Genomic DNA, 17,597 nt, shown 5'->3' with positions numbered 1-17,597 from the left:
TCTTTTGGAGTATTTCCACTTTATACTAATTTATAACTTTATTCCTAATTATAAAGAAATAAAACTCACCTATTTATTAAACAAAATAGGTGAGTCATACCAAACCAAACAAAAATTCGACTACAATCCCCAGGGTATCTTCACCCTCACTGAACTGTAGCCGAATTAATAGATCATTCATTCATTTACTCATTCATAAAAGCATTCATAGAATCCGCTAAATATTCATTGATCACTTCTTGAATGTTAGAATCCTTTAATATGATGGATATTTCAATTCTTCTATTTTGAGCCCGATTTGCTTCTGTAGCATTACTGGCAATAGGTCTAAATTTTGAATAGGCACTGGCCATAAAATAAGATGCATAACGATTTTCCAAAGTGGGGTTTGAATTCAGTAAATAATTGACCACCTCAACAGATCGATTAGCCGATAGGTTTCGATTGTATTCGGCTGATCCAATGTCATCGGTATGTCCTTGAATATTGATGGCATCAATATTTACTCTGACCTCTGGATCCCTTAAAATATTTTCAAAGGCCATGGCCAATTCATCCAATACCTGACGTCCAGCGGGTTTAATCTGATAGGAATTTAAGTCAAATACCAATTCCTCATCAATGACAATATTACCATTATCAGCGATATAAACTGGACTATCTCTTCGGTCCCTTGTCCTTGCCATCTCTTCTTCTACAGAGTCCTTTACCCGATTCAGTACATCTAGTCTCAGTACAGCAATTCCCTGAAGACGACTTCTTAGATTTCCTAGCTCCCGATTACTCTCGGCAATGATTTGACTTTGGTCTTCAATTTGTAGCTCAGAAAGTCTGAGGGCAATTTCCCCGTCCTCTACTTCTGCCTTGATCTCATCTACTCGGTCCGTTAGGAGTCGCAGTTGATCTTCCGCTTGGCTAATCTCTAAATTTGATGCCTCCAAGCGTTGCTGGGTATCCTGTAACTGCCTCCTGGCATATTCCAAATTACTTCCCGTTACGATATTTTGCACATAGGCTAGTATCATCAGGAAGAATAGAATCAATGCTATCGTTGAAATCATATCAGTGAAAGAAGGCCAGAAGTTCTGATCCTCCCTGAACTTTTTAAAGCTTCTTTTTCTCGCTTTCATTCATATCCCTCCCTATCTATAAGGTCATTTCTATAGCCTTTCCGACAGCTTGTCTATGGCCCTGGATAGGCTTTCTACTGCTTCCTGATTTTTAGATAAGTCCTTACCGTTTTCCTTAAGATCCTGAACAAGATCTGCAAAGGCAACATCCATTCGTTCTATATTTGTTCTTAAATTATGATTAAACTCTGAAAAGTCTCTGGTATTTTCGCTAAAGGTTTCAATGGAATGATTAAAGGACTCCATTGAGGATTGAATGGCTTCTGCAGAGGTCTGACTCTCCTTTGTGGCTGCAATCAATTGTTCTGCTGAAGTTTCTAGTAGAACACTTAACTTTTCATTTAAACTGTTGGTGAATCCTTCCATGACTTGTCCCATTCCAATCTCTAAATTGCTTCTTGGTGCCGCAGGATCCAATGCCTGTTGTCGGGCGAAGTCTAGGGCCACTTTATTGTCAAGGTATTCCTCAATTTCAACCATGATGGCTTCTTTACTGTCCTCTATATTAACGAAAACAATGATAATCGTTAATATAATAGAAGAGGCGATACCAAATAAAGAAGTAATAAAGGCAACGGACATTCCTGAAACAGAGTTAATCAGTCCTTGTACAATGGAATCCATACTATTAAGCATTTCGCTGCTACCACTGCCACCAAGTAATGCCACCAGGTCTGCAATGGATAATGTTAATCCGTAAAAGGTACCTAGTAGACCGAGAATAATCATAAGAGAAACCGCTTGACGGACAAATCGCTCTCCTAGACTTAATCCTCTATGAACCCGGTTAAAATTCTTTTCAATAATGGCCTGGGTATTGACTTCATTTGGATTTCTTGTGGCTGCCGTCTTATAATCTTCGATGATACTGTTTAACACCGCATATTCATAGATATTTCTTTCATCTTCCGAGCTGTTATGTAGATCTTCGCTTATTTTTTCATATTTCTTTTTCACCATAAAAGTCATGATGATTGCACTGACTAATATCGTCACAATCATGAGGATCATAAGCATAGCCAATGGGTTGAGTGTTCGTATTAAATTTGTCAAAGTAAGCCCTCCTTTAGATAACTGAATTATAATCTATATATACCCATTTTTATTAGAATTACCCATTTAGAATACTTATCCATTTATATCATGGCACGAAAAAAAGAAGTCTTCTATAATGACATGATGATTTTTTATCAATCGATCATACATTTTTCCAACAAATGATTTTCTTTCAAAACAGCAATTAATGTTTCTCCCATTACATCCGGTGTGCTGGCTACTTTGATTCCACAAGCTTCTAATGTTTTTATCTTTGAAGAAGCCTTTCCTTTACCACCGGATATGACGGCTCCAGCATGGCCCATCCGTTTACTAGGAGGAGCGGTTTTTCCCCCGATAAAGGCAACAACCGGTTTTGTCATATTGCTTTGAATCCACTCAGCAGCTTCCTCCTCAGCTGTTCCCCCAATTTCCCCAATCATCATCACTGCATAGGTTTCTTCGTCTTCATTAAATGCTTTTAACATATCAATAAAGCTAGTTCCATTGACTGGATCGCCTCCGATCCCCACAGCAGTTGATTGTCCGATTCCCCTTGTGGATAATTGATGCACGGCTTCATAGGTCAATGTCCCGGAACGGGACACAACCCCCACATGTCCTTTTTTATGAATATAGCCCGGCATAATTCCTATTTTACAGACCTCTGGCGTAATCACCCCAGGGCAGTTGGGTCCAATCAATCGGGTTTTCTTGCCCTTCATAAATGCTTTCACCTTGATCATATCCATGACAGGAATCCCTTCCGTAATACAAATGACCAGCTCAAGTTCAGCCTCAGTGGCCTCTAGGATTGCATCGGCTGCAAATATGGGAGGAACATAAATCACCGATGTATTGCCCCCCGTTGCTTTAACCGCTTCTTTCACTGTATTAAAAACCGGAATCCCCTCTACCGTGGTTCCCCCCTTTGTAGGTGTCACCCCTGCTACAATATTGGTTCCGTATTCCATGGCCTGTTTCGTATGAAACAATCCCGTAAATCCGGTAATTCCTTGAACGATGACCTTTGTGTTTTCATCAATTAAGACGCTCATCTCTAACAACACCTTTCCCATTGACTAATGCCACTATCTTTTCTGCACCTTCTGCCATAGAATTTACCGTGATCACATCTAACCAGGAGGATTTAAGTATTTCTTTTCCCAGTTCCACATTGGTTCCCTCTAGCCGTACCACCAAGGGCACATCTAAATCCAATGCGTTTACCGCCTGTAAAATCCCCGTGGCGATGACATCACATTTCATGATCCCCCCAAATATGTTTACAAATATTCCCGCTACCTTTTTATCTGAAATTAATATTTTAAAAGCTTCCTTTACCTTTTCAGCCGTAGCCCCACCACCAACATCTAAAAAGTTGGCCGGTGCCCCACCGAAATGATCAATCATATCCATGGTAGCCATGGCTAATCCCGCTCCATTGACCATGCAACCAATATTACCGGATAAAGAAATATAGCTTAAATCATATTTTGATGCTTGGACTTCCCTAGGATCTTCTTCAGTCAAATCACGGTATTTTAGAATCTCTGGATGCCGACAAAGGCTATTGTCATCAAAGCATACCTTACAATCTAATGCCACCACCTTATGTTCCTCCGTTGTAATTAGTGGATTGATCTCTACCATTGAACAATCCTTTTCCATAAACAACCGATAGATATTCATAATACATTGAGCTGCCTCTTGCAAGCATGCTTCATTTATTCCCATATTAAATGCTAGGCGACGGGCTTGGTATTGCTGTAATCCAATAGCTGGATCAATGGACTCTTTAAATATTTTATGGGGGGTTTTCTCTGCCACCTCTTCAATATCCATTCCTCCCTCAGGGGAACCGATGAGCACCACAGTAGATGTTGTACTATCTACTGCACAGCTGAGATAACACTCTTTTTCTATTTTTAATCCCTCTTCAATGAGTACTTGATTGACTACCTTTCCCTCTGGTCCTGTTTGTTTAGTGATGAGGATTTTATCTAAAATTGCTTCTGCTGCGCTTTTGGTCTCCTCTAAAGATCTGGTAATCTTTACCCCACCAGCTTTGCCGCGACCTCCCGCATGAATCTGGGCTTTGACAGCTATGACCTCACACCCTAAATCTATGGCTGCTTGAACCGCCTCTTCAACTGTGAATGTAATCCTGCTCCTTGGGACGGAGATCCCATATTGCTTCATGATTTCTTTGCCTTGATATTCATGGATATTCATAAACTAGCCACCCTTCTTATCAAACCCTAGAATCGGATTTATTTTTCATCCAATAGATGCTCCATTACATGTTTGATTATACTTGGTGTTCTCTCTAGAAGATCCCTTTTATAGACCCTTTCTGTGAATTTATGAATGTCTTTTCCCCAGGGACCTATATTGATTACGGGAATGGATAATTTCTCAATTTCACCAAAGGGAATATGATATATCTTATTCCATAGTGGCATATTAGGTCCTAGAGATGTTACCACATCTGTTCTTTCATTCATATAAAAATAACTCATATCCGATATACCCATAAAATAATTTTGGGATCTATACATTTCATTCCACTTATTAAGGGTAAACCTGTTGATTTCATCACTTAATCCCTCGATACTGGATGATAAATGGTGAAAATCTCGATTGGATACATGGAGATAATAGGGAGGGATAAAACCAATAATCACTCTGGGGTCCATATCATCAATATAGGCCAGTGTCTTTTCAATTAATATTGTTGTGGCATCAGCCAATCCAATTAACTTATTTTCAATCTCTTTCTTTATCTTTTCTACAGTTTTATTATAGTCTAACGCAAAGAGTTCTCCCGATGTCCCTTGGGCCTCTTCATATAATTCAGCAAATGTTGTAATTTTAACATCCCACCTGGCTACTTTTTCAGATGAACCAAGCTTATCAATATAATCCTTATGCTTTTTTCCAATTTTATAGATCGTCTCCTCAGAAGCCTTTATTGATATGTCCTTTAATCTATCGGTAATTTCCTCTGGAGTGCTTTTAAGGGTTAATATACTAAAATATCCTACCGCAGCGTTAGGTATAGAGACATCATAGGTTTTTTTAAGATCTCTAAAACACACAAATGACGGTGGTGGAGATACCTCATTATGGGCTTCATCTGAAAAATCAGGGTTTAGTTCCACTTCATCTGCAATTTTACTGAGGAGGCTAATTGGATTAAACCCTTGAAATACATTGCCTATATGGGACTGTTTTCCCCTTACATAAATCACAGGCATCATCTTTCCTACGGACCCCCCATGGATCGTTCCAGCCCCTTCTTCACTTCTTTCATGGGGTTCACAGTTTATAACAAGCTCATAGTTCAGGCTATGCTTTTCTTTCAAATCATTTAATAAAGACAATGATGCAATCATCCCTCGGGATAGGGATTCTTCATCTGGAACAGATAACAATAAGATATTTCCTTTAAAATGTGCTACTTTAGAATACTGCTCCAGTAATGCCAGTTGAATGGCTATACCAGCCTTCATATCTGCGGTGCCTCGACCAAATATCCACTTGCCACTACCTAGGTCATCCCTTGCCTCCTGGGGCAGTTTTATCTTTTTCAGTCTCGTCATTAATATTTCTGGATTGTAGGCATAAGAAGACAACAGACCATAGTCATCTGCATTGACAACATCATGATGATTCAGTAAGATAATTGTTTTTTTTCCTTCACCTTTTCTTAGGGCCCATATGGCCCCCCGCTTCAATGGATCCTGTGGTAGTTTATAACACCCAAGGTATTCCGGCTTCTCTCTAAAATATTGCAGTTCTTTAAGCCAGTTGTGCATAAAGTTTTCAACATTGATTTCTAGCTCCGTTCCAGTATCACTTTTAATGCCAACTAAATCAGTAAGTAGTAAATCGATGGATTCTAATAAGTGCTCATCTACATTCCCCAATACAACACCCCCTCCAAAGTCATATACTCCTCTTACTACAATATTAGTGAAAAAAACCAATATACCTTTAAGAATTTTCAATAAAATCAATATACCAATGAAGGATCATCCCCTCAGGCCATAAGCCCGAGAAAACGATCCTTTTCTTTGCATTGGTATTTTAATCTTTCCCAGGCACCTAAGTTTAAATATCCTTTAAGACCTCATTCATACTTCCTGTTCTATAGCCATTTAAATCTAGGGCTACATAGGTATAGCCTATCTCATTGAATTTTTTTCCTACCTGTCTCATTAGGTCTTTATTGATAAATCGATCAAATTCACTTTCTCCCAATTCAATCCTGGCTGTATCTTCATGATGTCGTACCCGTAACTGTCGAAATCCTAGTCCGTATAAGTAATCCTCCGCTTGTTCTACCATGGTTAGTTTTTCTCTGGTAATCTGATGACCATAGGGAAAACGAGAAGATAAACAGGCAAAGGCTGGCTTGCTCCAAGTGGGCAAATCTAACTGCTTAGATATGGCTCGAATCTCATCCTTGGTCATTTTTGCCTCTCTTAAAGGTGATACAACTTTCAGCTCAGATGCTGCTTGCATCCCTGGACGAAAATCTCCTAAATCGTCTTGATTAGAACCATCAGCTACATATTCAATATTATTTTCTACAGCCACTTCCCTAACCTTAGTAAACAGCTCCGACTTGCAATAGTAACAACGATTTATAGGATTTTCAGAAAACCCATCGATATCTAATTCCTCTGATTCAATAATAATGTGCTTTGCCCCAATATCCTTAATCCACCTTTTGGCTTCTTCAAATTCTCTTTGGGGATAGGTAGAAGAAGTAGCTGTAACAGCAATCACATTATCTCCCAGCACATCATAGGCTACTTTAAGTAAAAAGGTACTATCCACGCCACCAGAATAGGAAACCGCCAAGCTTCCTAAATTTTTTATATAATTCTGTAGAAATTCATATTTTTCCTGTAATAACATTTAAATGTCCTCCTTTATTTTTTCACTAGCCAACTGACCAACCGACCAACTAACCAACTGTTTTTGTTTTTTCTACTTCATCATACACCCTTTGAAATCCCAGCCCCGTTTCATTACAAATGCGCTTTATATCTTCATATTCAGGATAATAATATGTTTCATTTTCAAATTCACAAACCTTAACCCTGACTTGACCATATTTTGTATCGATTGTGGTGACCTCTCTTTTTAGAACCGTACGACGAATCTTATGTTTTCTGATACCAATGGTGGTGGTGTTTTTAAAAATGATTGACTCCATTATTTTTACATTCTCTTTTGTACATATGACGCTGAGCTTGTAGGCAGGTCTATTCTTTTTCATATAAATAGGTGAGAAAAAAACATCATTTGCCCCATTTTCTAAAAGCCTTTCCATTGTAAATCCCAAGCTTTCACCGGTAGCATCATCTATATTGGTTTCTAAAACCCAGGCTTCTCCATCATCTAGACTATCTATATGATCCTCTACAGCTACGGTTTTTTTAGGGTAGTTACGATTGTCTTCTATTATGTAGGCCCTTAATATATTGGCCTTAGGAAGATCCTTGGTACCAGATCCTATCCCTATTTTTTTTATCCCATAGCTTGCTGGTAAAGTATCCTTTGTTTTTATGGCTGCAGCGATTGCCGCACCAGTAGGTGTCACCAGCTCTCCCCTTGTATCGGTTATCCTTAAATTTAGTCCGTTATCCATCACTATATTTGCAACTGCCGGTACAGGAACAGGTAAAACCCCATGTTGACATTTTACATGTCCACTTCCTTCATATAAATCTGATATCATCACCTCGTTGATCTCTAGGTTATCCAAGCAAACTGCAGCGGCAACAATATCTACAATTGAATCAACGGCACCCACCTCATGAAAATGCACTTCATCTATTGCAATTCCATGGGCTTTAGCTTCGGCCTTTGCCACCACATGAAAAATTTTCTTAGAAAGGATTTTGGACCTATCTGAAATCTGAGAGTTGTCTATAATTTCATAGATATCCTTTATATTTCGATGAACTGGATGCCCTCCATGGTGATGGTCATGCTTCTCCTGGTGGTCATGATGATGATTTGCTTCACCCTCTAGTACCACATCAAAATAGCAGGCATCGATTCCACATTTTTGTCTTCTTCCTATGTTTATTTCATAGCCTTCCAAATTTAAACTGTGCAGGGATTTCTTTAATACGTCTACATCGGCCCCTAAATCCAATAGGGCCGATACTGCCATATCCCCACTGATGCCTGAATAGCATTCTAAGTACAATTGATTACTCACTGCCCTTCACCGCCAATCGATTGATCTGCGTACCTAGATACCCTGCACCAAAGCCATTATCAATATTCACCACAGAAATTCCTTCGGCACAGGAATTTAACATGGTTAATAATGCAGACAATCCATTAAAATTAGACCCATATCCAACTGAAGTGGGTACTGCAATGACTGGTTTATCCACTAAACCCGCGATCACCCCTGGCAAAGTCCCCTCCATGCCAGCAACGGCTACAATGACATTTGCTTTATTAATTTCTTCCATTTTAGAGAATAATCTATGAATACCAGCGACGCCAACGTCATGAATTCTCATGACATTGCTCCCAAAGAATTCTGCCGTCTGGGCTGCTTCTTCTGCTACTGGAATATCTGAAGTCCCCCCTGTACATACGGCGATGAGTCCAATTTTTTTGATATCTGATCTGACTACCTTAATGATTCTAGATAATTCATCGTATTCGGCTTCTTCTACGATGGCTTTTACTGCTTGAAATTGCTCCTTAGTGGCCCTTGTCCCTAAAATATCAACCTTTTTTTCATTAAAGCTTTGGAAAATCTTAATTAAATGTTCTGTACTTTTACCGCTACAATAGACAACCTCTCCAAATCCAGATCTCAATTTTCTATGATGATCCAGCTTAGCAAATCCTAAATCTTCGTAGGGTAATTTCTTTAATAGGGCTTCAGCACTTTCTATATCCATTTCATTGTTTTTAACTTTTTTTAATAATTCATGAATATCCATATGATCCTCCTTTACTTAATTCACAATCCATTTTCATTTGCAACTCAATCTTTCTTCTTTTGACAATATTTAAAATCAAGTTCCAAATTCCCTATCTCTTTCAAAAAACAAAAACCAAAAACCATGAAGCCATCCCTGATTCTCAAGAGATTAAAACCTTCATGGCTTCTATTCATTCAATATTTTTAAAATACTTTAGTCTTTCCAGTTCATTGATTTTTTTAGATATATAGTCTGATACATTATATTATACACTATTTCTTAGGGATCCCCAAAGACAAAAAGACCGATAATTTTATCGGTCTTTTTGTGAATTGTTATTTTTCTATTTTCCTAATACATGACTAGCTGCCTGCATTCCACCAAGACGTCCTGATGTGAATGCATATCCAATTCCCACACCGTTTCCAACATAGGTATCATTATATAATACACCTGCAGCTTCTACGCCTACAGCATATAATCCATTGATTGGAACACGTGCTTCATTAAGGACTTGGAAGTTTCTATTGACTACGATTCCTCCAATTGACCCTAAATTATTTATCTCAGCAATGATTGCATAGTATGGTCCTTCTTCCCCCATAGAGATTAAATAATCTGCAGTTTTTCCAAACTCAGTGTCTGCACCTGTTTTCGTAGCTTCTTCATAATTTTTCAATGTTTCCACAAAAACCGCTACATCCATTCCTGCATTTTCAGCTAATTCTTCCATTGTATTTCCTTTAAACCCATGACCCTTTTCAACCATGGAATCAAATACTTTATCTGCATTTTCCCAAGGATTATCTAATGTAAATTGATCACTAAAGTCCATATAGAATTCTGGTGGCATTCCCGGAAGCTTAGGAGCCTTAACACCATTCATTCCTTCGGCCATCAATGAATCTAATTGAAGTTGTGAAACGATAACGTAATGATATGGACCATGAAATGCACTGGTATTAGCAGCTGCAACTGCTTTTAATGTTGCTGCTTCGTCCCTAAATCTTGCTCCCGAGGTACCTACATTCATAAAGTTCGGAAGATATGTCAACATAAGTGGATAGCTGGCTTCAAATGACTCATACTCAGTTTTCAAGTCATTAGTTGCTCTAGCCAGTGTTTGGTGTAGCATTTGTCCCCCAATATTATCTGGCACTCTTGCTCCAGCTTCCCATGCCATTTTTATGCCTTCTCCTATATTTTGGCCCAATCCGCCATTAACACCTTCGAAGCCAAAGTACTCTTTGACCATTTCTGCATTGGCTCCATAACCACCTGTGGCCATAATCACACTCTTTGCTGTTATTTCTAGAGTCGTCCCATCTGCCTTTTCAGCGATGACACCGACCACATCTCCAGCTTGATTAGTCATGAGCTGCTTTGCAGCTGTTTCAGTAAATACTTGTCCATCTTGTTTTTCAACTGATTCTGCCAACATTTCCCTCAATGTCTCTTGGCGTGTTTCATAGGGTGGCAACATATGCATTTGCTCCCCAGCAAAGTTGATGTATTGTGTCATATATCCTTTTTCAGTTAACCAATCATAGGTCTCTCCAGATTGAGTCACATACTGTCTAATGACTGCTGCATCAACTCTCCAATGATTATTTTCAATCCACTCAGCAATTTCTTTTTCCTCATCAATGATCAATTCATCTTCAATTGCTGCAGAAGAATTTAAAAATTTACCTGCCCAGGATAGGTTGCTTGCACCTCCAATGGCACCTGTTTTTTCAATAATAATCACATTAGCACCTTCGTCAGCTGCTGCTATTGCCGCTGAAACCCCAGATGCTCCAGCGCCAACCACAACAACATCAGCTTCTAGTTTTTCAATCTTCCCTTCACTAGGTTTTTCAACGCCATTAGCTTTTAGGGCTTCAACATCGCCACCTGCTTGTTGTACAGCATCTTCAATAGCAGCAATCATTGCGCTACTAGAGATAGTAGCTCCAGCTACAGTATCTACAGCTAATGTCTGTCCAACTAATATCTGCTCTTTCATTCTTTCAAGAGCAGCATCTCCTAAACCTGCAGTTTCTGAATGACTCAAAATCTCAGCATCGGTTATTTCCGTTTCACTAAATGTTACTTCTACCTTTACAGGGCCACCATAACCGTCGGCTTCTGCTGCATAGGTCCCCGCTGTATACCCACTGGCTTGTATTGAATTTGTCTCTTGTTGTGTACATCCACTCATCATTAATACAATTAATAGCATGTAAAATGACATGATGGATAGTCTTTTGATTATGTGTTTCTTTTTCATTTAATTTTTCCTCCCGTCTCTTCTATACATAATAGTCGTCCCATAATCCATTGCTCCTGAAAATCTTCATATGAACTATGCTCATAGGGTGGATTACGTCCCTTATTCTATTTTAAACTCTAGTACTGCACCAAGGTCAAGAAGTTTGTTAAAAAACAATCAACATTAAAATAAAAAAACAGATTCTTAAGAGAATCTGCTTTTTTATTATAATTTAGAAGGTCCACCTATTTGTCAGTGAACACTTACCTATCAAGACATTATTCATGAGACTGTATAGGGATATTCAGCTCTAAATAGGATTTGTTTTTACCATTTATTTTTTCAGTCAGTATTATTTTGCCGATGATATCCTCTGTTATCTTATAATTATTTTCTTTTATATAATCCATCATAAATTGTATTGAATCCCTAGTGATATGCTCCCCCTGGGAGGAAAGTATTATAGAGGATAGGTAGACTTTAGGACTAATGTACTCAACATTCTCATTCATTTTCACATCAAAGCAACCTATTTCATCTTCAAATATAGCCAATCCCCAGCTATATTCAAAAGCTTTTTTTAGGGATACAATTTCCTTTTTTTCTATCCTAAAGGAGAAAAATGTATAGGGTAAGGCATTCATCCATGTATCTACCAAATCTCTTAAGAAATCCTCTTGTATCAAAACATTGCCCTTGGTTTGCTTCAATCTGTACATCCCAGGCATTGCCTTTATTTTGCACTTATTTATTTCTGTTTTTATCTCCTTTAACTCTTTGTTGATTCCTACAATCTTATTTAGGAGCATAGTGCTTTTCTTTATTTCCGCTTCTAAATTTAGCTGTGTTTCATTGACCTTTTCAGCAATATTATCTAAAGAAGCATTTTGAGTTAGGATAGCTGCATCCTGTAATGGTATTTGAATACTTCTATACCATCTGCTCGTAAGCAAATTTCTTGCATCTAGATCATTGAAATATCTATAATTATTTTCACTATTTTTAATTGGACTAATAATACCATATTTCTCATATAACCTCAATGTATCCACCGTTACCCCAAGTGTGGCAGCAAATTGCCCAATAGAATATTTCATTTAACGCTCCCCCTATCAAGAATTACCTATATCATATTCCTTAATTTTATTATACAATGTCTGCCTTTTAATGTCTAAAATTTCAGAGGCTTTGGTTTTATTGCCCCCTACCTTATTTAAGGTATAAATGATTAATATTTTTTCATATTGCTTCAATGTTAATTTTGTTTGTCCCTTGAGAAACTACCTAATATATGTAATAATATACATAATTAGTAATATACCATATGAAGAAGGTGTACTCATGGAATTAGATAATAAGAATCACTTGGTATTCTTGATATACTATCTTTGAAAGTATGAGGTGAATTATGGATAAGAAAAAAATCATTGAAGACATGATTATCATAGATGGCCATACTGATATACCTAGGGATGTCTATTTAAGAGAAAAGAAGGGCGAAGAAAACGTATTTAAGGAAAATCATTACCTACAATTAAAAAAATCAGGTGTTAACATCATTTTCGCTAATATTTTTACAAAATGTCCGCCCAGGGATTCTATGAAAGTAGCCATGCTACACATTGAAAATCTTCTCGGAACAATAGCAAAATATGATGATGTCGTTCTTATCAAAAATAAGTCTGATTTAGATTTTGTTTTGAAAACAGAAAAATTAGGTATCGTTCTTTCCTTAGAAGGGGTTGAACCCTTAGATTCTAGTTTAGCGCTTTTAAATATATATTATCAACTTGGTCTCAGGGCCGGAATGCTCACCTGGAATAGTGCCAATGAATTTGCCTCCGGGGCCGACCACATAGAGGGTGGTTTGACAGACTTAGGCAAGTTAACAATAGAAAAGATGAACGAACTGGGAATCATCGTAGATGTATCCCACCTTAACGAAGAAAGCTTCTGGGATGTCCTTCAATTGAATAAACGACCTACCATTGCATCCCATTCAAATGCAAAGGCATTGTTTAACCATCCAAGAAACCTGACAGATCAGCAAATGTTAGCCATTGCAAAAAACGGTGGTGTGATTGGGGCAGTTTCCTATTTCTCTAAGGTTGATAAGGAAAATCCAGATAAAATCCGCCACTCAGACGATGATACTGAAACCATTGATGACTTTATAAAACATATTGAGTATATGGTGAATCTCCTTGGATACGATCATGTGGCATTCGGATTTGACTTTAATATCTATCTTGGAGACTTCGGTGTTGAAGGACTTGAAAGTGCTGAAAACATAAAGGATGTGATCGCCTTACTAATAGACAGAGGTCATTCAATTGAAGATATAAGAAAGATAGCCGGTGGGAACTGGATTAGGATATTAAACACAATACTATAGATGAGTCGCTTTATAACGCAATAAAAAACCAGTTTATCAAGTAGATAAACTGGTTTTTTATATGAGAACCTTTTTGATTGATTTAATATCTAACTTCTTTAAGCTATTAAATGGTTGCACTTTCCTCCATCACAAGCTCTCCGGTATCAGCATTCAAATGGGCATTCACACCAAATGGAACCGTCACCTTTGGACGACAATGGCCAGCCTTTAGATCATAAATGGTTGGTTTTCCAAAGGGCACAATAATTTCTTTAAAAACTTCCATTAAACTCAGACTACTTTTATGTTTTTGAGGATCGCAGTCATTCCAATCCCCTAATATAATTCCTGCTGCATCTTTAAATTTTCCCCCTAGGGCTAATTGTGTTAACATACGGTCTACGCGATAGGGCTCTTCTCCGATTTCTTCAATTAGTAAAAGCTTTCCCTTTGTATCCACCTCATAGGGGGTCCCCATGGTTGCTGTAAGTAATGCAAGATTCCCACCAATGATTGTTCCTTTGGCTTCTCCCCCGACTAAAGTTTGTACTTTGATTCCATTGGGATTTTGTATCATTCCCATAGGCTCTGGATTTGTAATAGCACGGATGAATTCCTTCTCTGAAAAGTCATCTAATCCCCCAGCGATATCTGTTGCTGCCATAGGTCCATGGAATGTGACTAAACCACTGATTTGATTCATTGCTATATGCAGTGAGGTAATGTCACTATAGCCTACAAAAACCTTTGGATTGGCTTTAATGGCTTCATAATCAATCTTGTCTACTATTTTAGGTGCGCCATAGCCCCCTCTCAGACAAATGATGCCATCAATTTCTTTATCCTTAAACATGTCATTCAAATCGTCAGCTCTCAGCTTATCTTGACCCGCCAAATAACCATGAGTTTCATAGCAGCTAGAAGCCATCTTTACTTTGAATCCCATTTCTTCCAACTTTTTATTTGCCCCAGTTACTTTTTCAGGTAGAGCTGGGCTAGAGGGTGCAATGACACCAATTGTATCTCCCTTTTTTAACGCCTTTGGTTTTAACATCTATTTCTCCTCCTTTCCATGACCCTTGAGACTAACTGTCCCATATGATTCCGTCTATGTTTTTAAATCCAAACCCTGGATCATCGGAAACAGTAATTTTGTAATCTTGGAATATTGCCCCACCCTCTATGGGATCTTCTTTACAAAGCAGGGGTCCATCTAAATCTACTTTTGTTATGACACTTTTTGCTGCTGCTAAATGTACAGCTGCAGTCACACTTAATTTACTTTCAAGCATACAACCTATCATGCATTCTACTCCATACATCTCAGCAATAGCGCAAATCCTTAATGCATTTCTAATGCCACCAGTTTTCATAAGCTTGATGTTGATTATATCTGCTGCCCTATTTCTTATTATTTCTATGGCATCCTTCGGTGAAAACACACTTTCATCAGCTAATATGAGTGTTGACACGTTTTCCGTTACTGCTTTCATTCCTTCTAAATCCTCTGCCTTGACTGGCTGTTCCACAAATTCTATGTTAAATCCCTTATCTTCCATTTTCTTGATAGCATATATGGCTTCCTTAGAACTCCAACCTTGATTGGCATCTAACCTAAGATGAATGTCATCACCCACAGCTTCTCTGATGGCATCCATTCTTTGAAGGTCTAAGTTTATATTTTTACCTACTTTTATTTTCAAAGTCTTAAATCCTCTACTCACTGCATCCATACTATCCTTAACCATTTCCTCTGGATCATTGACACTAACGGTTATATCCGTGGTCATTTCCTTTCTGTATCCCCCTAGTAGCTTGTACACAGGTGCATTATACAGCTGTCCGAATAAATCATATAGTGCAATATCCACAGCAGCCTTTGCACTGGTGTTTTTCACAAGTGATTTTTCCAGTCTAATCATTATTTCTTCAAAGTTTGCAATGTCCATGCCTAGGATGTTGTTTTTTATATGTTCCTTAATGGCCCCAGCAATTGATCCCCTTGTGTCTCCTGTTATCACACCTGTAGGAGGTGCTTCTCCATATCCCACATGTCCAGTATCTGTTTCAATTTTTACGATTATATTATTCACATGCTCTACAGTTCTAAGTGCGGTTTTAAAAGGTTTTTTTAATGGTATTAATATCCTTCCAACCTTAATGTCAATAATTTTCATATTTATATCTCCCCCTTACATATGACCGGTCCCCTTTATTTGTTTGTGTTAAATAATTGACAACAAAAAAGCCCAATAAATGAAAACCATCATTCACTGAGCTTTGATTACGTTAATGTTTTGGACATCATGATAACCAAGCAGCAATTATTCAATTGTTTTATCTTCGGGAATCAGATTTTTACCTGAGTCCTCAATGTTTCAGCTTTCTGAAACAAGTTTACTATGGTTATATTATAAAACAATGTGTTCATTATATCAAGTAAAATTATTTAAATATTCAATTATTACCAACTTTCAGAAACCCCGGGAATGATTATCCTTATTGATCATAGTATCGTTGTTTGCATTCGTTAAACTTTTTCACACCATCTTTATAAGCCACAATAATAGCCCGTTGGGAACTACCAAAGTATCTTCGTTTTATTTCCTCTTCTATTTCTTCATCAAATTCACCTAACTTTTTTCCAATAAATAAACTATGAACAAATTTTTTAGTTATATCTACGGTAGCCGAACACTCTAGATCAATAATCTCTGTTGTCTCTATTTTGACCACAAAGGATATGAAGAAAATTTTGTAATGATGTGTGATTGCATTGTCACTACTGGTTCTACCATGTCCAACTATATAGACAGTGTCTTTATCATACATCTCATTTGCTCCTTTCTTTAATCACGCTTTCGCCCTTTTATAAATATCGTCTCCTTATCGTCTCCTTAATTTATTCTTTATATCGTGATTTTATCCTGCATGTTCTCAAAGAATAAAAATTAATTAACAAATCAATGTACTGAATTACATTATTATCCTTGTTCCTTTTCAATTATGATGGGTATATAAGTATAAGTAGATAACCGAAATCTTTGATTTCGTGTTAGTCACTTAGTTAGAAATTTTATGATTCCTTTCATCCGAAATAATCCTAAAGGAATCATGAAATTCCCTAACTACCTTGATTTTGTATCAGTCACTTAGTTAGAAATTTCATGATTCCTTTCATCCGAAATAATCCCAAAGGAATCATGAAATTGCCTAACTACCTTGATTTTCGGTTAGTCACTTAGTTTATTCATCTATAGGGGGAACAAAAATGAAGTATGACGTAAAAGATATTGCAATTATTGCACTGACTGCTGCATTAACGGTGGTCATTGGTTATCTATTCTATGTAGTGGGAAGCTTTTTTCCGATTCCCGGATATAAATTTATTATCTTTGCACCATTTTTAGGATTTATGATATTTATTCCCACACGTAAAATACAGAAAGTAGGGGTTATCTCCGCTGTGAGTATTGTTTTTGCGGCTTTAATGACTCCTGTTAGCGTATTTATGGGGATTGCCATTTTTATGACTGGAATCACCACAGATTTGCTTACACTGCTACTCCTTCATAATTACAATCAGATGTGGAAAATCACAGCCTCCGTTGGCCTATACCCCATGTTCTCTGTGTTGTGGTCCTTTTTAGTATCCTACTATTTCACAGGAAATGCAATGTATCAACTGGTAGGAGGTTGGATCTCGATCCTACTATTATGCCTTGTTATTTATATCTTAGGTGTAGTGGGTGCTTATCTATCCAACAAGGTGATCTTTTCCAGAATTTCTAAAAGCATAATTTCCTAGATATTAAAAAAACCTAGGGACC

The 17,597-nt window shown here is 37.6% G+C and carries 16 protein-coding genes; 2 read left to right on the top strand and 14 right to left on the bottom strand.

The genetic code is table 11. From position 1 onward, the window contains the following. Nucleotides 1–185: 185 nt before the first annotated feature. The 11 genes from AMET_RS02450 to AMET_RS27255 form a co-directional block, all read right to left on the bottom strand. Nucleotides 186–1,130, bottom strand: a complete 945-nt coding sequence (locus AMET_RS02450) for an OmpA family protein (RefSeq protein WP_011971622.1) — start codon at nt 1,128–1,130, stop codon at nt 186–188. A gap of 30 nt (nt 1,131–1,160) precedes the next feature. Next, nucleotides 1,161–2,183 (bottom strand): MotA/TolQ/ExbB proton channel family protein, encoded by a 1,023-nt coding sequence (locus AMET_RS02445; protein WP_011971621.1) that lies wholly within the window; start codon nt 2,181–2,183, stop codon nt 1,161–1,163. A 137-nt stretch (nt 2,184–2,320) separates the two neighbouring features. Continuing rightward, complete coding sequence (sucD, locus tag AMET_RS02440) at nt 2,321–3,223, bottom strand: succinate--CoA ligase subunit alpha (protein WP_011971620.1); 903 nt, start codon at nt 3,221–3,223, stop codon at nt 2,321–2,323. Continuing rightward, nucleotides 3,207–4,400 (bottom strand): ADP-forming succinate--CoA ligase subunit beta, encoded by a 1,194-nt coding sequence (gene sucC, locus AMET_RS02435; RefSeq protein ID WP_011971619.1) that lies wholly within the window; start codon nt 4,398–4,400, stop codon nt 3,207–3,209. Before sucC ends, sucD begins: the two co-directional genes overlap by 17 nt. Before the next feature lie 38 nt (nt 4,401–4,438). Further along, nucleotides 4,439–6,097: a M20/M25/M40 family metallo-hydrolase gene (locus tag AMET_RS02430; RefSeq protein ID WP_011971618.1), complete on the bottom strand. Its 1,659-nt coding sequence runs from the start codon at nt 6,095–6,097 to the stop codon at nt 4,439–4,441. Between the two features lie 184 nt (nt 6,098–6,281). Beyond that, a complete protein-coding gene (gene larE, locus AMET_RS02425) occupies nt 6,282–7,094 on the bottom strand; it encodes an ATP-dependent sacrificial sulfur transferase LarE (RefSeq protein ID WP_011971617.1) in 813 nt (270 codons plus the stop codon). 49 nt (nt 7,095–7,143) lie between these two features. Next, entirely contained in the window at nt 7,144–8,409 is a 1,266-nt protein-coding gene (larC, locus tag AMET_RS02420) for a nickel pincer cofactor biosynthesis protein LarC (RefSeq protein WP_011971616.1), read from the bottom strand. Beyond that, on the bottom strand, nt 8,402–9,154 hold the full coding sequence (larB, locus tag AMET_RS02415; protein WP_011971615.1) for a nickel pincer cofactor biosynthesis protein LarB: 753 nt from the start codon (nt 9,152–9,154) through the stop codon (nt 8,402–8,404). Before larB ends, larC begins: the two co-directional genes overlap by 8 nt. A 325-nt stretch (nt 9,155–9,479) precedes the next feature. Then, nucleotides 9,480–11,408, bottom strand: coding sequence for an FAD-dependent oxidoreductase (locus tag AMET_RS02410; RefSeq protein WP_011971614.1), 1,929 nt, complete (start codon nt 11,406–11,408; stop codon nt 9,480–9,482). Between the two features lie 260 nt (nt 11,409–11,668). Next, the gene (locus AMET_RS02405; protein WP_011971613.1) at nt 11,669–12,487 is read right to left on the bottom strand and encodes a MerR family transcriptional regulator; all 819 of its coding nucleotides are present in this window, start codon (nt 12,485–12,487) and stop codon (nt 11,669–11,671) included. A gap of 15 nt (nt 12,488–12,502) precedes the next feature. Beyond that, complete coding sequence (locus tag AMET_RS27255) at nt 12,503–12,643, bottom strand: helix-turn-helix domain-containing protein (RefSeq protein ID WP_083760803.1); 141 nt, start codon at nt 12,641–12,643, stop codon at nt 12,503–12,505. A gap of 155 nt (nt 12,644–12,798) precedes the next feature. Between AMET_RS27255 and AMET_RS02400 the strand changes: the two genes are divergently transcribed. Continuing rightward, nucleotides 12,799–13,785 (top strand): dipeptidase, encoded by a 987-nt coding sequence (locus tag AMET_RS02400; protein WP_011971612.1) that lies wholly within the window; start codon nt 12,799–12,801, stop codon nt 13,783–13,785. A 106-nt stretch (nt 13,786–13,891) separates the two neighbouring features. On the opposite strand, the gene AMET_RS02395 is transcribed toward AMET_RS02400, so the two are convergent. From AMET_RS02395 to AMET_RS02385, 3 genes are all read right to left on the bottom strand, one after another. Continuing rightward, nucleotides 13,892–14,821, bottom strand: a complete 930-nt coding sequence (locus AMET_RS02395; RefSeq protein ID WP_011971611.1) for a S66 peptidase family protein — start codon at nt 14,819–14,821, stop codon at nt 13,892–13,894. 31 nt (nt 14,822–14,852) lie between these two features. After that, on the bottom strand, nt 14,853–15,944 hold the full coding sequence (locus AMET_RS02390; RefSeq protein ID WP_011971610.1) for a dipeptide epimerase: 1,092 nt from the start codon (nt 15,942–15,944) through the stop codon (nt 14,853–14,855). 322 nt (nt 15,945–16,266) lie between these two features. Continuing rightward, on the bottom strand, nt 16,267–16,599 hold the full coding sequence (locus AMET_RS02385) for a DUF3870 domain-containing protein (protein WP_011971609.1): 333 nt from the start codon (nt 16,597–16,599) through the stop codon (nt 16,267–16,269). A gap of 439 nt (nt 16,600–17,038) precedes the next feature. Here AMET_RS02385 and AMET_RS02380 point away from each other — a divergent pair, with 439 nt between their 5' ends. Continuing rightward, a complete protein-coding gene (locus AMET_RS02380; RefSeq protein WP_011971608.1) occupies nt 17,039–17,575 on the top strand; it encodes a hypothetical protein in 537 nt (178 codons plus the stop codon). The last annotated feature ends 22 nt before the right edge of the window (nt 17,576–17,597 follow it).

It is taken from the genome of Alkaliphilus metalliredigens QYMF, from assembly GCF_000016985.1.
Classification (GTDB): domain Bacteria; phylum Bacillota; class Clostridia; order Peptostreptococcales; family Natronincolaceae; genus Alkaliphilus_A; species Alkaliphilus_A metalliredigens.
The sequence above is the reverse complement of the archived record's forward strand: the minus strand, read 5'-3'. Positions and strand labels throughout refer to the sequence as shown.

Bases quoted from the DNA above. Each gene is read 5' to 3' on its own strand.
- AMET_RS02400 (WP_011971612.1), top strand. From the start codon at position 12,799: ATGGATAAGAAAAAAATCATTGAAGACATGATTATCATAGATGGCCAT.
- AMET_RS02385 (WP_011971609.1), bottom strand. From the start codon at position 16,599: ATGTATGATAAAGACACTGTCTATATAGTTGGACATGGTAGAACCAGT.
- AMET_RS02390 (WP_011971610.1), bottom strand. From the start codon at position 15,944: ATGAAAATTATTGACATTAAGGTTGGAAGGATATTAATACCATTAAAA.
- AMET_RS02395 (WP_011971611.1), bottom strand. From the start codon at position 14,821: ATGTTAAAACCAAAGGCGTTAAAAAAGGGAGATACAATTGGTGTCATT.
- AMET_RS02405 (WP_011971613.1), bottom strand. From the start codon at position 12,487: ATGAAATATTCTATTGGGCAATTTGCTGCCACACTTGGGGTAACGGTG.
- larE (WP_011971617.1), bottom strand. From the start codon at position 7,094: ATGTTATTACAGGAAAAATATGAATTTCTACAGAATTATATAAAAAAT.
- AMET_RS02410 (WP_011971614.1), bottom strand. From the start codon at position 11,408: ATGAAAAAGAAACACATAATCAAAAGACTATCCATCATGTCATTTTAC.
- sucD (WP_011971620.1), bottom strand. From the start codon at position 3,223: ATGAGCGTCTTAATTGATGAAAACACAAAGGTCATCGTTCAAGGAATT.
- AMET_RS02380 (WP_011971608.1), top strand. From the start codon at position 17,039: ATGAAGTATGACGTAAAAGATATTGCAATTATTGCACTGACTGCTGCA.
- AMET_RS02450 (WP_011971622.1), bottom strand. From the start codon at position 1,130: ATGAAAGCGAGAAAAAGAAGCTTTAAAAAGTTCAGGGAGGATCAGAAC.
- larB (WP_011971615.1), bottom strand. From the start codon at position 9,154: ATGGATATTCATGAATTATTAAAAAAAGTTAAAAACAATGAAATGGAT.
- sucC (WP_011971619.1), bottom strand. From the start codon at position 4,400: ATGAATATCCATGAATATCAAGGCAAAGAAATCATGAAGCAATATGGG.